Genomic DNA, 15,487 nt, shown 5'->3' on the forward strand with positions numbered 1-15,487 from the left:
CCGATGGCTGATATCTGGACTAGCACCCTGTGGCCGCTGATCGTCATGGTCGCGCAGTCGCTTCTCGTGCTCGTAGTGTTGTTGATCGCGATTGCCTTCATCCTGCTGGGCGATCGCAAGATCTGGGCGGCGGTGCAGATGCGCCGCGGACCCAACGTGGTGGGGCCGTTCGGCCTGCTGCAATCCTTCGCCGATCTCTTGAAGTTCGTGCTCAAGGAGCCGGTTATTCCGTCCGGCTCCAACAAGGGCGTGTTTCTGCTGGCGCCCTTGGTGTCCTGCGTGCTGGCGCTGGCCGCCTGGGCCGTGATCCCGATGAACCTCGGCTGGGTGATCGCCGATCTCAACGTCGGCGTGCTCTACATCTTCGCGATCTCGTCGCTGTCGGTGTACGGCATCATCATGGCCGGCTGGTCGTCGAACTCGAAATATCCGTTCCTCGCCGCGCTCCGCTCGGCCGCGCAGATGGTTTCTTATGAAGTCTCGATCGGCTTTGTCATCATTACGGTCATGCTGTGCGTCGGCTCGCTGAACCTGTCGGCGATCGTCATGGCGCAGGACGGCAAGTGGGGCATGCTGGGCTGGTACTTCATCCCGCTGTTCCCGATGTTCGTGGTGTTCTACGTCTCGGCGCTCGCGGAAACCAACCGTCCGCCCTTCGATCTCGTCGAGGCCGAATCGGAGCTGGTCGCGGGCTTCATGACGGAATACGGCTCGACACCGTACCTTTTGTTCATGCTCGGCGAATACGTCGCCATCGTCACCATGTGCGCGCTGGCCACCATCCTGTTCCTCGGCGGCTGGCTGTCGCCGATCCCGTTCGCACCGTTCACCTGGGTGCCAGGCATCATCTGGTTCACGCTCAAGGTGCTGTTCATGTTCTTCCTGATTGCGATGGCGAAGGCGATCGTGCCGCGCTACCGCTATGACCAGCTGATGCGTCTGGGCTGGAAGGTGTTTCTGCCGCTGTCGCTGGGCTATGTCATCCTCGTCGCGGCCGTGCTGCAATTCGGGGGGCTTGCTCCGAAATGAGGTCACTATGAATATCAGGGCAACCGCTCATTCGCTGCTGCTGGCCGAGTTCGCATCCGCGTTCGTCCTCGCCATGCGCTATTTCTTCCGGCCGAAACCGACGCTGAATTATCCCTTCGAGAAAGGGCCGATTTCGCCGCGCTTCCGTGGAGAACACGCGCTGCGCCGCTATCCGAACGGCGAGGAACGCTGTATCGCCTGCAAGCTGTGCGAGGCCGTTTGTCCCGCGCAGGCCATTACCATCGAGGCCGGTCCGCGCCGCAACGACGGCACGCGCCGCACCGTGCGCTACGACATCGACATGGTGAAGTGCATCTATTGCGGGCTGTGCCAGGAAGCCTGTCCGGTCGATGCGATCGTCGAGGGACCGAACTTCGAATTCGCGACCGAGACCCGTGAGGAACTGTACTATGACAAGGCGAAACTGCTCGCCAACGGCGACCGCTGGGAACGAGAGATTGCCAAATCGATCGAACTCGACTCGCCGTACCGGTAGGACACAGTCATGATTGCCGCATTGTTCTTCTACCTGTTCGCCGGCGTCTGCGTCGCCAGCGCGGTGATGGTGATTGCCTCGCGCAATCCCGTCCATGCCGTGCTGTTCCTGATCCTCGCTTTCGTCAATGCGTCCGGCCTGTTCGTGCTGATGGGCGCCGAATTCCTCGCCATGCTGCTGATCGTCGTCTATGTCGGCGCGGTCGCGGTGCTGTTCCTGTTCGTCATCATGATGCTCGATGTCGACTTCGCGCAGCTGCGCGAAGGCTTCATCGAATACCTGCCGTTCGGCCTCCTGATCGGCGTGATCTTCCTCGCCGAGCTGCTGCTCGTGGTCGGCGGCTGGGTAATCAACCCGAACGTCACCAAGTCGATCACCTCGGCGATCCCCGCCGGCATTTCCAACACCGAGGCGCTCGGCCTGGTGCTGTATACGAAGTACATCCATTACTTCCAGCTCTCGGCGATGGTGCTGCTGGTGGCGATGATCGGCGCGATCGTGCTGACGCTGCGCCACAAGGCGACCGTCAAGCGCCAGGACATCAACGTGCAGAACGCCCGCACGCCGGCGCTCGCCATGGATGTGCGCAAGGTCGCCGTCGGGCAGGGCCTGCAGGACGCGGACGCCTCGGAGTGGGTCAAATGACGATCGGTCTCGGACATTATCTGGCGGTCGGCGCGATCCTGTTCACGCTCGGCATTCTCGGCATCTTTCTCAACCGCAAGAACGTCATCGTCATCCTGATGTCGATCGAGCTGATCCTGCTGGCGGTCAACATCAACCTGGTGGCGTTCTCGACCTTCCTGGGCGACATCGTCGGCCAGGTGTTCGCGCTGCTGGTGCTGACGGTGGCCGCTGCGGAAGCAGCCATCGGCCTTGCCGTGCTGGTCGTCTATTTCCGCAACCGCGGCTCGATCGCGGTTGAAGACATCAATCTGATGAAGGGCTGAGCCAGCTATGATCCAGGCTCTTGTTTTCCTGCCGCTGATCGGCGCGATCCTTGCCGGGCTGATCGCCCTGTCGGGCGCGCATGCGCGCCACCCCAGCGGCGACCAGCTCGACCATCACCATGACGACGCGCATGGCCACGGCGACGCGCACGCAGCGCACGCCCATGACGATCACGCCCATGACGATCACGGCCATGATGACCACCACGTGGCCGAGCCGGCTGCGGCCGGTTCCCGCGCGGCCGAACTGATCACCTCGACGCTGCTGGTGGTTTCCGCCGCGCTGTCATGGATGACGCTGGTCGATGTCGGCTTCATGCACCATGACGTCCGCGTGGTCCTGATGCCCTGGATCACCTCCGGCGACCTTCAGCTGTCGTGGACGCTGCGCGTCGACACGCTGACCGCCGTCATGCTGGTGGTCGTCACCACGGTGTCGGCGCTCGTGCACATCTATTCGCTCGGCTACATGGAAGACGATCCGAACCGCCCGCGCTTCATGGGCTATCTGTCGCTGTTCACTTTCATGATGCTGATGCTGGTGACCGCCGACAATCTGCTGCAGCTGTTCTTCGGCTGGGAAGGCGTCGGTCTCGCCAGCTATTTGCTGATCGGGTTCTGGTATCAGAAGCCGAGCGCCAACGCCGCGGCGATCAAGGCCTTCGTGGTCAACCGCGTCGGCGATTTCGGCTTCCTGCTCGGCATCTTCGCGATCTTCATGATGGTCGGCTCGACCGATTTCGACACCATCTTCGCCGCCCTTCCGGGCCTGACCGGCAAGACCATCAACTTCTTCGGCTGGCAGGCCGACGCGCTGACGCTGATCGGCCTGTTGTTGTTCATGGGCGCGATGGGCAAGTCGGCCCAGTTCCTGCTGCACACCTGGCTGCCGGACGCGATGGAAGGCCCGACCCCGGTGTCGGCGCTGATTCATGCCGCCACCATGGTGACCGCCGGCGTGTTCCTGGTGGCCCGCATGTCGCCGCTGTTCGAGCTCGCGCCGAATGCCCAGGCCGTGATCATGCTGGTCGGCGCGACCACCGCGTTCTTCGCGGCCACCATCGGCTTGGTGCAGAACGACATCAAGCGCATCGTGGCCTATTCGACCTGTTCGCAGCTAGGCTACATGTTCGTGGCGCTGGGGGCAGGGGGCTACTCCATCGCCATGTTCCATCTGTTCACGCACGCCTTCTTCAAGGCGCTGCTGTTCTTAGGGTCCGGCTCGGTGATCTACGCGATGCATCACGAGCAGGACATCCGCAAGATGGGCGGGTTGTGGCGCAAGATCCCGTTCACCTATGCGATGATGGTGATCGGCACGCTGGCGCTGACCGGCTTCCCGCTGACCGCCGGCTACTTTTCGAAGGATGCGATCATCGAGGCCGCCTATGTCTCGACCAATCCGTTCGCGCTGTACGGCTTCCTGATGACCATCGTCGCCGCGGGTCTCACCTCGTTCTATTCCTGGCGCCTGATCTTCAAGACCTTCCACGGCGCGCCGCATGACCAGAAGCATTACGAGGCCGCGCATGAAGCGCCACTGGTGATGCTGGTGCCGCTCGGCGTGCTGGCGGCCGGTGCGATCCTCGCCGGCTTCCCGTTCAAGGAACTGTTCGCCGGTCACGGCGTGGAGGAGTTCTTCCGGGATTCGCTGAAGAACCATCCGCACCTCTTGGACGAGATGCACCACATCCCCGCGATGATTGCCAACCTGCCGACGGTGATGATGGCGGCCGGCTTCCTGGTGTCGTATCTGTTCTACATCCGCCGGCCCTATCTGCCGGTCGAACTCGCCGGCCAGCATCCGCTGCTCTACAAGTTCCTGCTCAACAAGTGGTACTTTGACGAGCTGTATGACCTGATCTTCGTGCGTCCCGCCAAATGGCTTGGCCGCTTCCTGTGGAAGGTCGGCGACGGCAAGATCATCGACGGGCTCGGTCCCGACGGCATTTCGGCTCGCGTGCTCGATATCACGCGCGGTGCGGTGCGGATCCAGACCGGCTATCTCTACCACTATGCCTTCGCGATGCTGATCGGCGTCGCCGGGCTGATCACCTGGTTCATATTCGGCCTGGGGGGCCACTGATGTCGTCGGCTTCCGTCATGACCTGGCCCATTCTCTCCGTCGTCACCTTCCTGCCGACCATCGGCGCCGTGCTGGTGTATCTGCTGGCGCGCGGCGGCGACGAGGCGGCCAACCGCAACGCGCGCTGGATCGCGATCTGGGCAACCTTGATCACCTTCGCGGTCTCGCTGATCCTGGTGATGCGCTACGACGCGGCCAATGGCGACTTCCAGTTCGTCGAGAAGCTGCCGTGGCTGGCCACGGCGATCAACTACCACATGGGCGTGGACGGCATTTCGCTGCCCTTCGTGATCCTGACCACCGCCTTGATGCCGTTCTGCATCCTGGCGTCGTGGAAATCGATCACCAAGCGCGTGCCCGAATACATGATGGCGTTTCTGATCCTGGAAACGCTGATGATCGGCACCTTCTCGGCGCTGGATCTGGTGCTGTTCTACCTGTTCTTCGAAGGCGGCCTGATCCCGATGTTCCTGATCATCGGCGTCTGGGGCGGCCCGCGCCGCGTCTATGCCTCGTTCAAGTTCTTCCTCTACACGCTGCTCGGCTCGGTCCTGATGCTGCTGGCGATCATGGCGCTGTACTGGAACGCCGGCACCACCGACATTCCGACCCTGATGCACACCGCCGTGCCGCGCAGCCTGCAGATCTGGGCCTGGCTGGCGTTCTTCGCGTCCTTCGCGGTGAAGATGCCGATGTGGCCGGTGCACACCTGGCTGCCGGACGCGCATGTCGAGGCGCCGACCGCGGGCTCGGTCGTGCTGGCCGCGATCATGCTGAAGATGGGCGGCTACGGCTTCCTGCGCTTCTCGCTGCCGATGTTCCCGGACGCCTCGCTGTATTTTACGCCGATGGTGCTGACGCTGTCGGTGATCGCCATCGTCTACACCTCGCTGGTGGCCTTGATGCAGGAAGACATCAAGAAGCTGATTGCCTACTCGTCGGTCGCCCATATGGGCTTCGTGACCATGGGCATCTTTGCCGGCAACACCCAGGGCGTCGCCGGGGCCGTGTTCCAGATGGTTTCGCACGGCATCGTGTCGGGCGCGCTGTTCCTCTGCGTCGGCATCGTCTACGACCGCCTGCATACCCGCGAGATCGCGGCCTATGGCGGCCTCGTCAACCGGATGCCGATCTACGCGATGATGTTCATGGTGTTCACCATGGCCAATGTCGGTCTGCCCGGAACTTCCGGCTTCGTCGGCGAATTCATGACGCTGATCGGCACCTTCAAGACCAGCATCCCCGCGGCGGTCATCGCCACGACAGGCGTGATCCTGTCGGCGAGCTACGCGCTGTGGCTGTACCGCAAGGTGGTGTTCGGCGGGCTGACCAAGCCGTCGTTGATGAGCATCAAGGACATCACGTTCCGCGAAGGCTTGCTGCTCGCCCCCCTGGTCGTGCTCACCATCTGGTTCGGCTTCTATCCCAAGCCGGTGCTCGACATGTCGGCCGCCTCGGTGCAACTCCTCGTCAACAACTACGCCGCTGCAACATCTGCCGTGAAGGCAGCCGCGCTGCTGCCATGAACGCAGCAGGTCAGGACAACGCGCAATGACTTTTGAGACCGCCGGATATTCACTGCTCCCCGTATTGCCGGAGATCGTGCTCGCCGTGGGGGCCATGGCGCTGCTGATGGTCGGCGCCTATGGCGGGCCAAAGACGACGGGACCGGTGACGGTGCTCGCCGTGATCCTGCTGGTCGCGGTTGGCGTCATCGAGCTGGCGCTGCCCGCGGGCAAGCTCGTCACCTTCGGCGGTAGCTTCATCGTCGATGACTTTGCCCGCTTCATGAAGGTGCTGGCGGTGATCGGCTCGGCCGTCACGCTGATCCTGTCGCGCGAGTTCCTCGAGCACCAGTCCCGCCGCATCTTCGAATATGCGATCCTGGTGCTGCTCTCGACGCTCGGCATGTTCGTGTTGATCTCGGCCGGCGACCTGATCATGCTGTATCTCGGCCTCGAACTGATGAGCCTTGCGCTCTATGTCGTCGCCGCGTCCAACCGCGACAACGCCAGATCGACCGAAGCCGGCCTGAAGTACTTCGTGCTCGGCGCGCTGTCGTCCGGCATGTTGCTGTACGGCGCATCCTTGATCTATGGCTTCACCGGCACCGTGACTTTCACGGGCATCGCGGCGGCCGCGACCACCGGTAGCGTCGGCATCGTGTTCGGCCTCGTCTTCCTGCTCGCCGGCCTGTGCTTCAAGGTCTCGGCCGTGCCGTTCCACATGTGGACGCCGGACGTCTATGAGGGCGCGCCGACCCCGGTCACCGCGTTCTTCGCCTCCGCCCCGAAGGTTGCCGCGATGGCGGTGTTTACGCGCGTCGCGCTCACGGCATTCCCCGGCATCACGCTGCAGTGGCAGCAGGTCGTCGTGTTCGTCTCGATCGCCTCCATGGTGCTCGGCTCGTTCGCCGCGATCGGCCAGACCAATATCAAGCGCCTGATGGCGTATTCCTCGATCGGCCACATGGGTTTCGCGCTGGTCGGCCTCGCCGCCGGCACCGCCGAGGGCGCGCAGGGTGTGCTGGTCTATCTGGCGATCTACGTCGCGATGACGCTCGGCAGCTTCGCCATCATCCTGACCATGAAGCGTGACGGCCAGCCGCTGGAGAAGATCAGCGACTTCGCCGGCCTCTCGCGCACCAATCCGTTGCTGGCGTTCTTCTTCGCGATGTTCCTGTTCTCGCTGGCCGGCATCCCGCCGCTGGCCGGCTTCTTCGCCAAGTTCTACGTCTTCATCGCGGCGATCAAGGCCGGGCTGTTCGTGCTCGCCGTGGTCGGTGTGCTGGCCAGTGTGGTGGGCGCCTATTACTACCTGACCATCGTCAAGCTGATGTATTTCGACGAGCCGAAGGGAGCGCTGGATCCGATGCGAGTCGAGCTGCGCACCGTGCTGGCCGTCACCGGTATTTTCAACGTGCTGTTCTTCGTCTATCCCGGACCGCTCGTCAGCGCCGCCTCGTTTGCGGCGAAGTCATTGTTTTAAATGGTGTTTTCGCTCGGTCCCCGAGCCCTGGCCGCGGGTACCTCGCTCGCGGCATTCGACAGCACCGGTTCAACCAATGTAGAAGCCCTGGACCGCGCCCGCACCGGCGAGCGCGGTTCGATGTGGTTCGTCACATCGCAGCAGACCGCAGGGCGCGGACGACGGCACCGGCCGTGGATCGCGCCGCGGGGCAATCTCGCTTGTTCTATTCTTGAAGTCATCGACGTACCGCCCGCCATCGCAGCCACCCTCGGTTTTGCAGCGGGTCTGGCACTCGAAGCAGCGCTCCGGCTGGTCAGCATGGAGGCGCGGCTGAGGTCGCCTGGATCGGAAGATATGAAGTTCGCGCTGAAATGGCCCAACGACGTGCTGGCAGGGCGCTCCAAGCTCGCCGGCATTTTGCTGGAGGCCGAGGCCGTGGCCGATGATCGCCTCGCGGTCGTGGTCGGCATCGGCACCAACGTGGTCGCATTTCCGCAAGACACGCCCTACCCGGCGACGTCGCTGCACGCGCTTGGCGTGCAGGTCGGCGCCGAAGATCTGTTCAACGCATTGTCCGACTCATGGTCGGAATATCGCGGCGTCTGGGACGAAGGCCACGGCTTTCCCGAGATCCGCAAACAATGGCTGGCACGCGCCGCAGGACTCGGCGAGCCGGTCTCTATCCAATCGGGTTCATCCACCATTTCAGGCATTTTCGACACCATCGACGAGAGCGGCTGTCTGATCGTCAGAACACCGGACGGGTTACGCGTTCCGATTTCTGCCGGGGACGTTCACTTCGGATCGACGGCGTCGGCAGGGACATCAACACCATGACGACCAAACCAGACCAACTCACCTTCGCGCCGCTCGGCGGCGTCGGCCAGATCGGCATGAACTTGTCGATCTACGGCATGGGCAATCGCGGTAACCAGAAATGGCTCGCGGTCGATCTCGGCGTCTATTTCGGCGACGAAGAACATCTGCCGGGCATCGATCTCGTGATGCCCGACGTCCGCTTCCTCGAAAAGGAGCGCAAGAACATCGTCGGGCTCGTGCTGACGCATGCACATGAGGATCACTTCGGCGCCATCATCGACCTGTGGCCGAAGCTGAAATGCCCGATCTATGCGACGCAGTTCTCTGCCTCGCTGTTTCAGGCCAAGTGCGCCTCGGAGCGCAACCCGCCGAAGATCCCCGTGACCGTGGTGCCGTCGGGTGGCACCCTTGAACTGGGCCCCTTCAAGGTCGAGTTCATTCCTGTAGCGCATTCGATCCCGGAATCGCATGCACTGGCGATCCACACTGCCGCCGGCACCGTGCTGCACACCGGCGACTGGAAGATCGACCCGACCCCGATCATCGGCAAGCCGACCGACGAGCGCCGCCTGCGCGAACTCGGCGACGCCGGTGTGCTGGCGCTGGTCGGCGATTCCACCAACGCCGTGCGGGAAGGGCGTTCGCCCTCCGAAATGGAAGTGGCGAAGACCATCACCGAACTGGTGAAGGCCGCCAAGGGCCGCGTTGCCGTCACCACCTTTGCCTCCAATGTGGCGCGGCTGCGCGCCGTGGCGGAAGCCGCGGAGGCCTCGGGCCGCGAGGTCGTCGTGGTCGGCCGCGCGATGGAGCGCGTCGTGCAGATCGCACGCGAGACCGGCTACCTCGAGGGCATCAAGGCCTTCCGTGGCGCTGACATGTACGGGCATTTGCCGCCGGACCGCGTCATCGCTTTGTGCACCGGCAGCCAGGGCGAGCCGCGCGCCGCATTGTCGCGCATTGCCAACGACGATCATCCGATGGTCACCCTGAACAAGGGTGATACCGTGATCTTCTCGTCGCGGACCATTCCCGGCAATGAGAAGGCTGTCGGCACCATCATCAATGGCCTGATCACCCAGGGGGTCGAGGTCGTCACCGACCGCACCCATCTGGTTCACGTCTCCGGCCATCCACGTCGCGACGAGTTGCGTGACATGATCTCCTGGGTCCGCCCGCAGCTCCTGATCCCGGTGCACGGCGAAGCGTTGCATCTGCATGAGCACGCCAAGCTGGCGCGCGAATGCGGCGTGCCGCGCACCATGATCGTCAAGAACGGCGACCTGGTCCGGCTGTGGCCGGGCGATGCCGCGGTGATCGAGGAAATTCCGTCCGGCAAGATCTACAAGGACGGTCTGCTGCTGGAAGATTCCAAGTCGCGCGCGGTGGCGGAACGCCGTCGCCTGGCGATGGCCGGCTGCGCCTTCATCGGTCTGGCGGTGACCGCCAAGGGCGATATGGCCGACGAGCCCGCGGTCGACCTGATCGGCATCCCCGAGAAGAACGCCAAGGGCGAGATGATGGACGACATCGTGTTCGACATCGTCGTGAATATCGTCGAAAATCTGCCGAAGGCGAAAAAGCGCGATCCCGATGCGATTGCCGAAGCGGTGCGGCGCGCGGTGCGGGCAGCCCTGCAGGAGCAGTGGGGCAAGAAGACGATGTGCTACGTCCACCTGATGCAGGTCGAGAAGTAGGATATAAGCTACCAACGAAACAGGGAGGACGTCATGCTGGGCCGGCTCAATCACGTCGCGATTGCGGTAAGCGACGCGGAAAATGCGGCGAAAATCTACGGCACCGCTTTCGGCGCCGAGATCTCCGCCGCCGTGCCGCTGCCCGAGCATGGCGTCATCACGGTGTTCGCCACGCTGCCGAACACCAAGATCGAGTTCATCCAGCCGCTCGGAGAGGCCTCGCCGATCGCCAAATTTGTCGAGCGCAATCCCGACGGCGGCATTCATCACCTGTGCTACGAGGTGCCGGATATCCTGGTGGCACGCGATACGCTGGTAGGCGAAGGCGCGCGGGTGCTCGGCGACGGCGTCCCGAAGATCGGCGCTCACGGCAAGCCCGTGCTGTTTCTGCATCCGAAAGACTTTTCCGGCGCGCTCGTCGAAATCGAACAGTCCTGATCGATGGCCTACACAATCTCCACGGCTCTCGCGGTCTACTTCGTCATCTGGTGGATCACGCTGTTCCTGACGCTGCCGTTCGGCGTGCGCAGTCAGCATGAGGATGGCGAGGGCGCCGATGGCACCGATCCGGGGGCGCCGATCCTCGCCCGCATGGGGCGCAAGCTGATCTGGACCACGGTCATCTCGGCGGTGTTCTTCGGCATCGGGATGTACGCCTACCGGATGGACTATTTCAACATCGAGCGGCTTTCAAAATTGATGGGCATCCCCATCTAAAGTTCGATGGTGCTCCCGGCAGAAGCGGGTATCGAGGGAGACGGCGGTGAAGCGTATCTTGATCTTTCTGCTGCTTGGGCCGGCGCTTGGCTATGCAATTTACTTGCTCTGGCAGTTGGCTGTCGGCCGGCTGATCGGCGGCGCCGAGGGCGTGCTGCTCGGGCTGCCCTTTGCCTATATTTTCGGTGTGCTTCCGACCCTGGTGATCGGCTTCATCGATCGCTTCCTCAGTGACAGGATCAGCCTGTGGCCCAGGGTGCTGATCAGCGCGGCGGTGGGCTATGTCGCGAGCGTCGCGATGATGTCGGTATGGACGGCGATCCCGATGCCGCTGGCGCACCTCCTGACCTTCGGGAGCGTCGGTGCAGTGCAGGGTGCGGTGTGTTCGTGGTTGTCAGGCGATGCCGAGGAAGCCGACGTGAACCCGGCTGGCCGCAAGGCCTGAAGCACGCCGTCGTCGAGCGGCAAAAAACCAAAACAGAACACCAAAAAAAGAGCAGGGCCAAAGCCCTGCTCGAAAATCGTATTGACCCTATTTTACCCGTATTGTTGGAATTTATCCTTGATGACCGGGTTGACGCAGCTTGAGCGCGTCAGGGCTCCTCCCGAGACTTGGACCGCTTAAGACTTGGACCGCTTAAGACTTAAGCCGTTTAAGACTTAAGCCGTTTAAGACTTGGACCGCTTTATACTTCGACCACCAGACTTCTTCCTCGCATACCGCCTAGGCTGGAGTCGTAGCCGATCTTTTTTTGTTTGTCATCAATTTCAGCATGGCTGTTCAAAATTGAGGCATTCACGAAAATGATGCGCCCTTCGTCATTTATAGTCGTTGACGCGCGTCATCGGTCCATCCGGAAAATCTTCCGCATCCTTTTTCAGCACGATCCGAAATAAGCCCGCTTTGTCGGATCAAAGCGGGGGACTCCCTTCGTGCCAGCGGCTGCCCTTGTGTTTTGGCGGCCGATCCGGTTTCACTCGCCGTACCCCGTGTCCCTCCGATTCTTGAGCTTTTCCCATGCGATTGTCGCGCTATTTTCTGCCCATCCTCAAGGAAACGCCGAAGGACGCGGAGATCGCCTCGCACCGGCTGATGCTGCGCGCGGGGATGATTCGTCAGGAAGCCGCCGGCATCTATGCCTGGCTGCCGCTCGGGCTGCGGGTGCTACGCAAGATCGAGAAGATCGTGCAGGAAGAGCAGGACCGCGCCGGCTCGGTCGAGCTGCTGATGCCGACGCTGCAGCTCGCCGATCTGTGGCGCGAAAGCGGGCGCTACGAGGCCTATGGCCCGGAGATGCTGCGCATCACCGACCGCCACAAGCGCGAGCTGCTGTATGGGCCGACCAACGAGGAAATGATCACAGGCATCTTCCGCGCCTATGTGAAGTCCTACAAGAGCCTGCCGCTCAACCTGTATCACATCCAATGGAAGTTCCGCGACGAGCAGCGCCCGCGTTTCGGCGTGATGCGCGGCCGTGAATTCCTGATGAAGGACGGCTATTCCTTCGACGTCGACGAGGCCGCCGCGCTGCGCAGCTACAACCGGATGTTCGTCGCGTACTTGCGGACCTTCGCGCGGATGGGCATCAAGGCGATCCCGATGCGCGCCGAGACCGGTCCGATCGGCGGCGACCACAGCCACGAATTCATCCTGCTGGCCGAAACCGGCGAGTCCGCGGTGTATTGCAACAAGGACGTGCTCGACCTGCCGGTGCCCGGCGATGACATCGACTATGATTCCGATCTCACCGACATCATCAAGCAGTGGACCACGGTCTATGCGGCCACCGAGGACGTCCATGACGCCGAACGCTACGCGCGCGAAGTGCCGGTCGAAAAGCAGGTGCACACCCGCGGCATCGAGGTCGGCCAGATCTTCTATTTCGGCACCAAATATTCGGAGTCGATGAAGGCCTTCGTCGCCGGTCCCGACGGCGCCGAACAGCCGATCCATGGCGGCTCCTACGGCGTCGGCGTGTCGCGCCTCGTCGGCGCGATCATCGAGGCCTGCCACGACGAGAACGGCATCAAGTGGCCGGAAGCCGTCGCGCCGTTCAAGGCGGTCATCCTCAATTTGAAGCAGGGATCGCCGGACACCGACGCGGCCTGCGAGGCGCTGTATGCCGAGCTCAATGCGGCCGGCGTCGAGGTGCTCTACGACGACACCGACCAGCGCGCCGGCGCCAAATTCGCCGCTGCCGACCTGATCGGCGTGCCCTGGCAGATCCTGGTTGGTCCGAAGGGGCTGGCCGAGGGCAAGGTCGAGATGAAGCGGCGAAGCGACGGTTCGCGTGAGAACCTCAGCGCGGCCGATGCCGTCGCAAAGCTGTCGTCCTGACGACTTATCCACCGCGCCGTCGGCAGGGAGCCGACGATGCGGCTAGAATTAGCCCGAATCCCATGCGATTCGCAGGATGGATGACGTCATGAGCGAGCCAGTTCGAACCCCACCTTTTGCGGCCTTCGAATGGCTGTTGTCCGGCCGTTACCTGCGCGCGCGCCGCAAGGAGGGCTTCATCTCCGTGATCGCCGGCTTTTCGTTTCTCGGCATCATGCTCGGCGTCGCCACGCTGATCATCGTGATGGCGGTGATGAATGGCTTCCGCAAGGAATTGCTCGGCAAGATCCTCGGACTGAACGGCCATATTCTGGTGCAGCCGCTGGAGAGTCCGCTGACCGACTGGAAGGACGTGGCCGACCGCATCAACGGCGTCAAGGGAATCCGGCTGGCCGCGCCCGTGGTCGATGGCCAGGCGCTGGCGTCGTCGCCGTTCAACGCGTCCGGCGTGTTCGTGCGCGGCATCCGCTCGGCCGACCTCAACAACCTCACCTCGATCGCCCAGAACATCAAGCAGGGTTCGCTGGAGAATTTCGACGACGGGCAGGGCGTCGCGATCGGCCGCAGGCTGGCCGACCAACTCTCGGTCCACGCCGGCGACAACATCACATTGGTGGCTCCGCGTGGCGCCGTGACGCCGATGGGTACCACGCCGCGCATCAAGCCGTATCGCATCGCCGCGGTGTTCGAGATCGGCATGTCGGAATATGACGGCACCTTCGTCTTCATGCCGCTGACCGAAGCGCAGGCGTATTTCAACAGGGCCTCCGACGTCACCTCGATCGAGGTCTACACCGACAATCCCGACAAGATCGAAGTCTACCGCAAGCTGGTGACGGAGGCCGCGGGGCGGCCGGTCTTCCTGGTCGACTGGCGGCAGCGCAACGCGACCTTCTTCAATGCGCTGCAGGTCGAGCGCAACGTCATGTTCCTGATCCTCACTTTGATCGTGCTGGTGGCGGCGCTCAACATCGTCTCCGGCCTGATCATGCTGGTGAAGGACAAGGGTAGCGACATCGGCATCCTGCGCACGATGGGGGCCTCGCAAGGCGCGATCATGCGGATATTCCTGATTACGGGGGCTGCGATCGGGGTGGTCGGCACGCTGACCGGCTTCGTCGTTGGCCTCGTCGTCTGCCTCAACATCGAATCGATCCGGCAGTTCATCTCCTGGATGACCTCGACCGAGCTGTTTTCGCCGGAACTGTATTTCCTGTCCAAGCTGCCGGCCGACGTCGATATCGGCGAGACCAGCGCCGTGGTGATTATGGCGCTCACGCTGTCGTTCCTCGCCACCCTCTATCCGTCCTGGCGCGCGGCGCGCCTCGATCCCGTCGAAGCGCTAAGGTACGAGTAGCATGACTGACATGGCGCAGCCCGGCGAAGAAGTCCCGGTCGTTTACCTGCACGACATCAAGCGGCAATACACCCAGGGCGAGACGGTGCTGAGCATCCTCGACGGCGCCAAGCTGGCGCTGTGGGCTGGCCAGTCGGTAGCGCTGGTGGCGCCGTCGGGCTCCGGCAAATCGACGCTGCTGCACATTGCCGGCCTGCTGGAGAGTCCGGACGAGGGTGAGGTCTATGTCGGCGGCACCGCGACGTCCGGCCTGTCCGACGCCGAGCGCACCCAGATTCGCCGCACCGACATCGGCTTCGTCTACCAGTCGCACCGCCTGCTGCCGGAATTCACCGCGCTGGAAAACGTCATGATGCCGCAGATGATCCGCGGCCTGAAGCGTTCCGAGACCGTGGTGCGGGCCAAGGAGATCCTGGCCTATCTCGGTCTCGGCGAGCGCATCACGCATCGGCCGTCCGAACTGTCGGGCGGCGAGCAGCAGCGCGTTGCCATCGCCCGCGCCGTCGCCAACGCGCCGCGCGTGCTGTTTGCCGACGAGCCGACCGGCAACCTCGACCCGCACACCGCGGATCACGTCTTCAAGGCGCTGATGCAGCTGGTCAGGGCGACGAGGGTGGCGATGCTGATCGCGACCCACAACATGGAACTCGCCGGCCGCATGGACCGCCGGGTGTCGCTGCAAAACGGCAAGGTCATCGAGCTGGCCTGACCGGCCCGGTGAGGGGCCGGTCAATCCGCTCGAAATCAGTAGGCGTAGCGGTCGCGGTTGCGCGGACGGCGGCGCGGCGCAGGCTCATCGATATAGCGCTCCTGGCTGTAGGCCAGCGCCGGGTTCTGGAAACAGCTCTGGCCGAGGCCGGAGGCCGACGCCATGCACTGCTCGAAGGTCACGAAGCGGCAGTCATCCTGGTCGTACCGCGTACGCATGCAGATCGGATAGCTGCCGCCGGCGGCAGCAGCAGGGGCGATGTCGATTGCCGTCATCGTGCCGATGGCCATCAGGGCGAACAGGGCTTTGCGCATTGAGTTTC

Annotated in this window: 16 protein-coding genes; 15 read left to right on the forward strand and 1 reads right to left on the reverse strand. The window is 63.1% G+C overall.

Features of this window, described 5'->3' with window-relative positions; translation table 11 throughout:
• The first annotated feature begins 3 nt into the window (after positions 1-3).
• The 15 genes from nuoH (at position 4) to FNL56_RS14290 (ending at position 15,165) form a co-directional block, all read left to right on the forward strand.
• On the forward strand, positions 4-1,029 hold the full coding sequence (nuoH, locus tag FNL56_RS14220; protein ID WP_143573354.1) for an NADH-quinone oxidoreductase subunit NuoH: 1,026 nt from the start codon (positions 4-6) through the stop codon (positions 1,027-1,029).
• Positions 1,030-1,036: 7 nt separating this feature from the next.
• Positions 1,037-1,525, forward strand: coding sequence for an NADH-quinone oxidoreductase subunit NuoI (nuoI, locus tag FNL56_RS14225; RefSeq protein WP_143573356.1), 489 nt, complete (start codon positions 1,037-1,039; stop codon positions 1,523-1,525).
• Positions 1,526-1,534: 9 nt separating this feature from the next.
• Positions 1,535-2,170 carry an NADH-quinone oxidoreductase subunit J gene (locus tag FNL56_RS14230; RefSeq protein ID WP_143573358.1) on the forward strand — a complete coding sequence of 212 codons (636 nt, stop codon included), beginning with the start codon at positions 1,535-1,537 and terminating at the stop codon, positions 2,168-2,170.
• Complete coding sequence (gene nuoK, locus FNL56_RS14235; protein ID WP_143573360.1) at positions 2,167-2,475, forward strand: NADH-quinone oxidoreductase subunit NuoK; 309 nt, start codon at positions 2,167-2,169, stop codon at positions 2,473-2,475. Before FNL56_RS14230 ends, nuoK begins: the two co-directional genes overlap by 4 nt.
• A 7-nt stretch (positions 2,476-2,482) precedes the next feature.
• Positions 2,483-4,561, forward strand: a complete 2,079-nt coding sequence (nuoL, locus tag FNL56_RS14240; protein ID WP_143573361.1) for an NADH-quinone oxidoreductase subunit L — start codon at positions 2,483-2,485, stop codon at positions 4,559-4,561.
• Between the two features lie 17 nt (positions 4,562-4,578).
• Positions 4,579-6,087 carry an NADH-quinone oxidoreductase subunit M gene (locus tag FNL56_RS14245; RefSeq protein ID WP_441351228.1) on the forward strand — a complete coding sequence of 503 codons (1,509 nt, stop codon included), beginning with the start codon at positions 4,579-4,581 and terminating at the stop codon, positions 6,085-6,087.
• Between the two features lie 25 nt (positions 6,088-6,112).
• Entirely contained in the window at positions 6,113-7,549 is a 1,437-nt protein-coding gene (gene nuoN / locus FNL56_RS14250) for an NADH-quinone oxidoreductase subunit NuoN (protein ID WP_143577932.1), read from the forward strand.
• Positions 7,550-8,368 carry a biotin--[acetyl-CoA-carboxylase] ligase gene (locus FNL56_RS14255; RefSeq protein WP_143577934.1) on the forward strand — a complete coding sequence of 273 codons (819 nt, stop codon included), beginning with the start codon at positions 7,550-7,552 and terminating at the stop codon, positions 8,366-8,368.
• Positions 8,365-10,044, forward strand: coding sequence for a ribonuclease J (locus FNL56_RS14260; protein ID WP_143573369.1), 1,680 nt, complete (start codon positions 8,365-8,367; stop codon positions 10,042-10,044). Before FNL56_RS14255 ends, FNL56_RS14260 begins: the two co-directional genes overlap by 4 nt.
• Positions 10,045-10,077: 33 nt before the next feature.
• A complete protein-coding gene (mce, locus tag FNL56_RS14265) occupies positions 10,078-10,482 on the forward strand; it encodes a methylmalonyl-CoA epimerase (protein WP_143573371.1) in 405 nt (134 codons plus the stop codon).
• Positions 10,483-10,485: 3 nt separating this feature from the next.
• Positions 10,486-10,761 (forward strand): DUF1467 family protein, encoded by a 276-nt coding sequence (locus FNL56_RS14270; RefSeq protein WP_143573372.1) that lies wholly within the window; start codon positions 10,486-10,488, stop codon positions 10,759-10,761.
• 58 nt (positions 10,762-10,819) lie between these two features.
• A complete protein-coding gene (locus tag FNL56_RS14275) occupies positions 10,820-11,206 on the forward strand; it encodes a hypothetical protein (RefSeq protein ID WP_143577935.1) in 387 nt (128 codons plus the stop codon).
• 573 nt (positions 11,207-11,779) lie between these two features.
• Positions 11,780-13,099: a proline--tRNA ligase gene (gene proS, locus FNL56_RS14280; protein WP_143573376.1), complete on the forward strand. Its 1,320-nt coding sequence runs from the start codon at positions 11,780-11,782 to the stop codon at positions 13,097-13,099.
• A 76-nt stretch (positions 13,100-13,175) separates the two neighbouring features.
• Positions 13,176-14,456 carry a lipoprotein-releasing ABC transporter permease subunit gene (locus tag FNL56_RS14285; protein WP_143582108.1) on the forward strand — a complete coding sequence of 427 codons (1,281 nt, stop codon included), beginning with the start codon at positions 13,176-13,178 and terminating at the stop codon, positions 14,454-14,456.
• Between the two features lie 10 nt (positions 14,457-14,466).
• Positions 14,467-15,165: an ABC transporter ATP-binding protein gene (locus FNL56_RS14290; protein ID WP_143576165.1), complete on the forward strand. Its 699-nt coding sequence runs from the start codon at positions 14,467-14,469 to the stop codon at positions 15,163-15,165.
• 35 nt (positions 15,166-15,200) lie between these two features.
• On the opposite strand, the gene FNL56_RS14295 is transcribed toward FNL56_RS14290, so the two are convergent.
• A complete protein-coding gene (locus FNL56_RS14295) occupies positions 15,201-15,479 on the reverse strand; it encodes a DUF3551 domain-containing protein (RefSeq protein ID WP_143573380.1) in 279 nt (92 codons plus the stop codon).
• Between the last annotated feature and the right edge of the window lie 8 nt (positions 15,480-15,487).

It is taken from the genome of Tardiphaga sp. vice304 (genome assembly GCF_007018905.1).
Classification (GTDB): domain Bacteria; phylum Pseudomonadota; class Alphaproteobacteria; order Rhizobiales; family Xanthobacteraceae; genus Tardiphaga.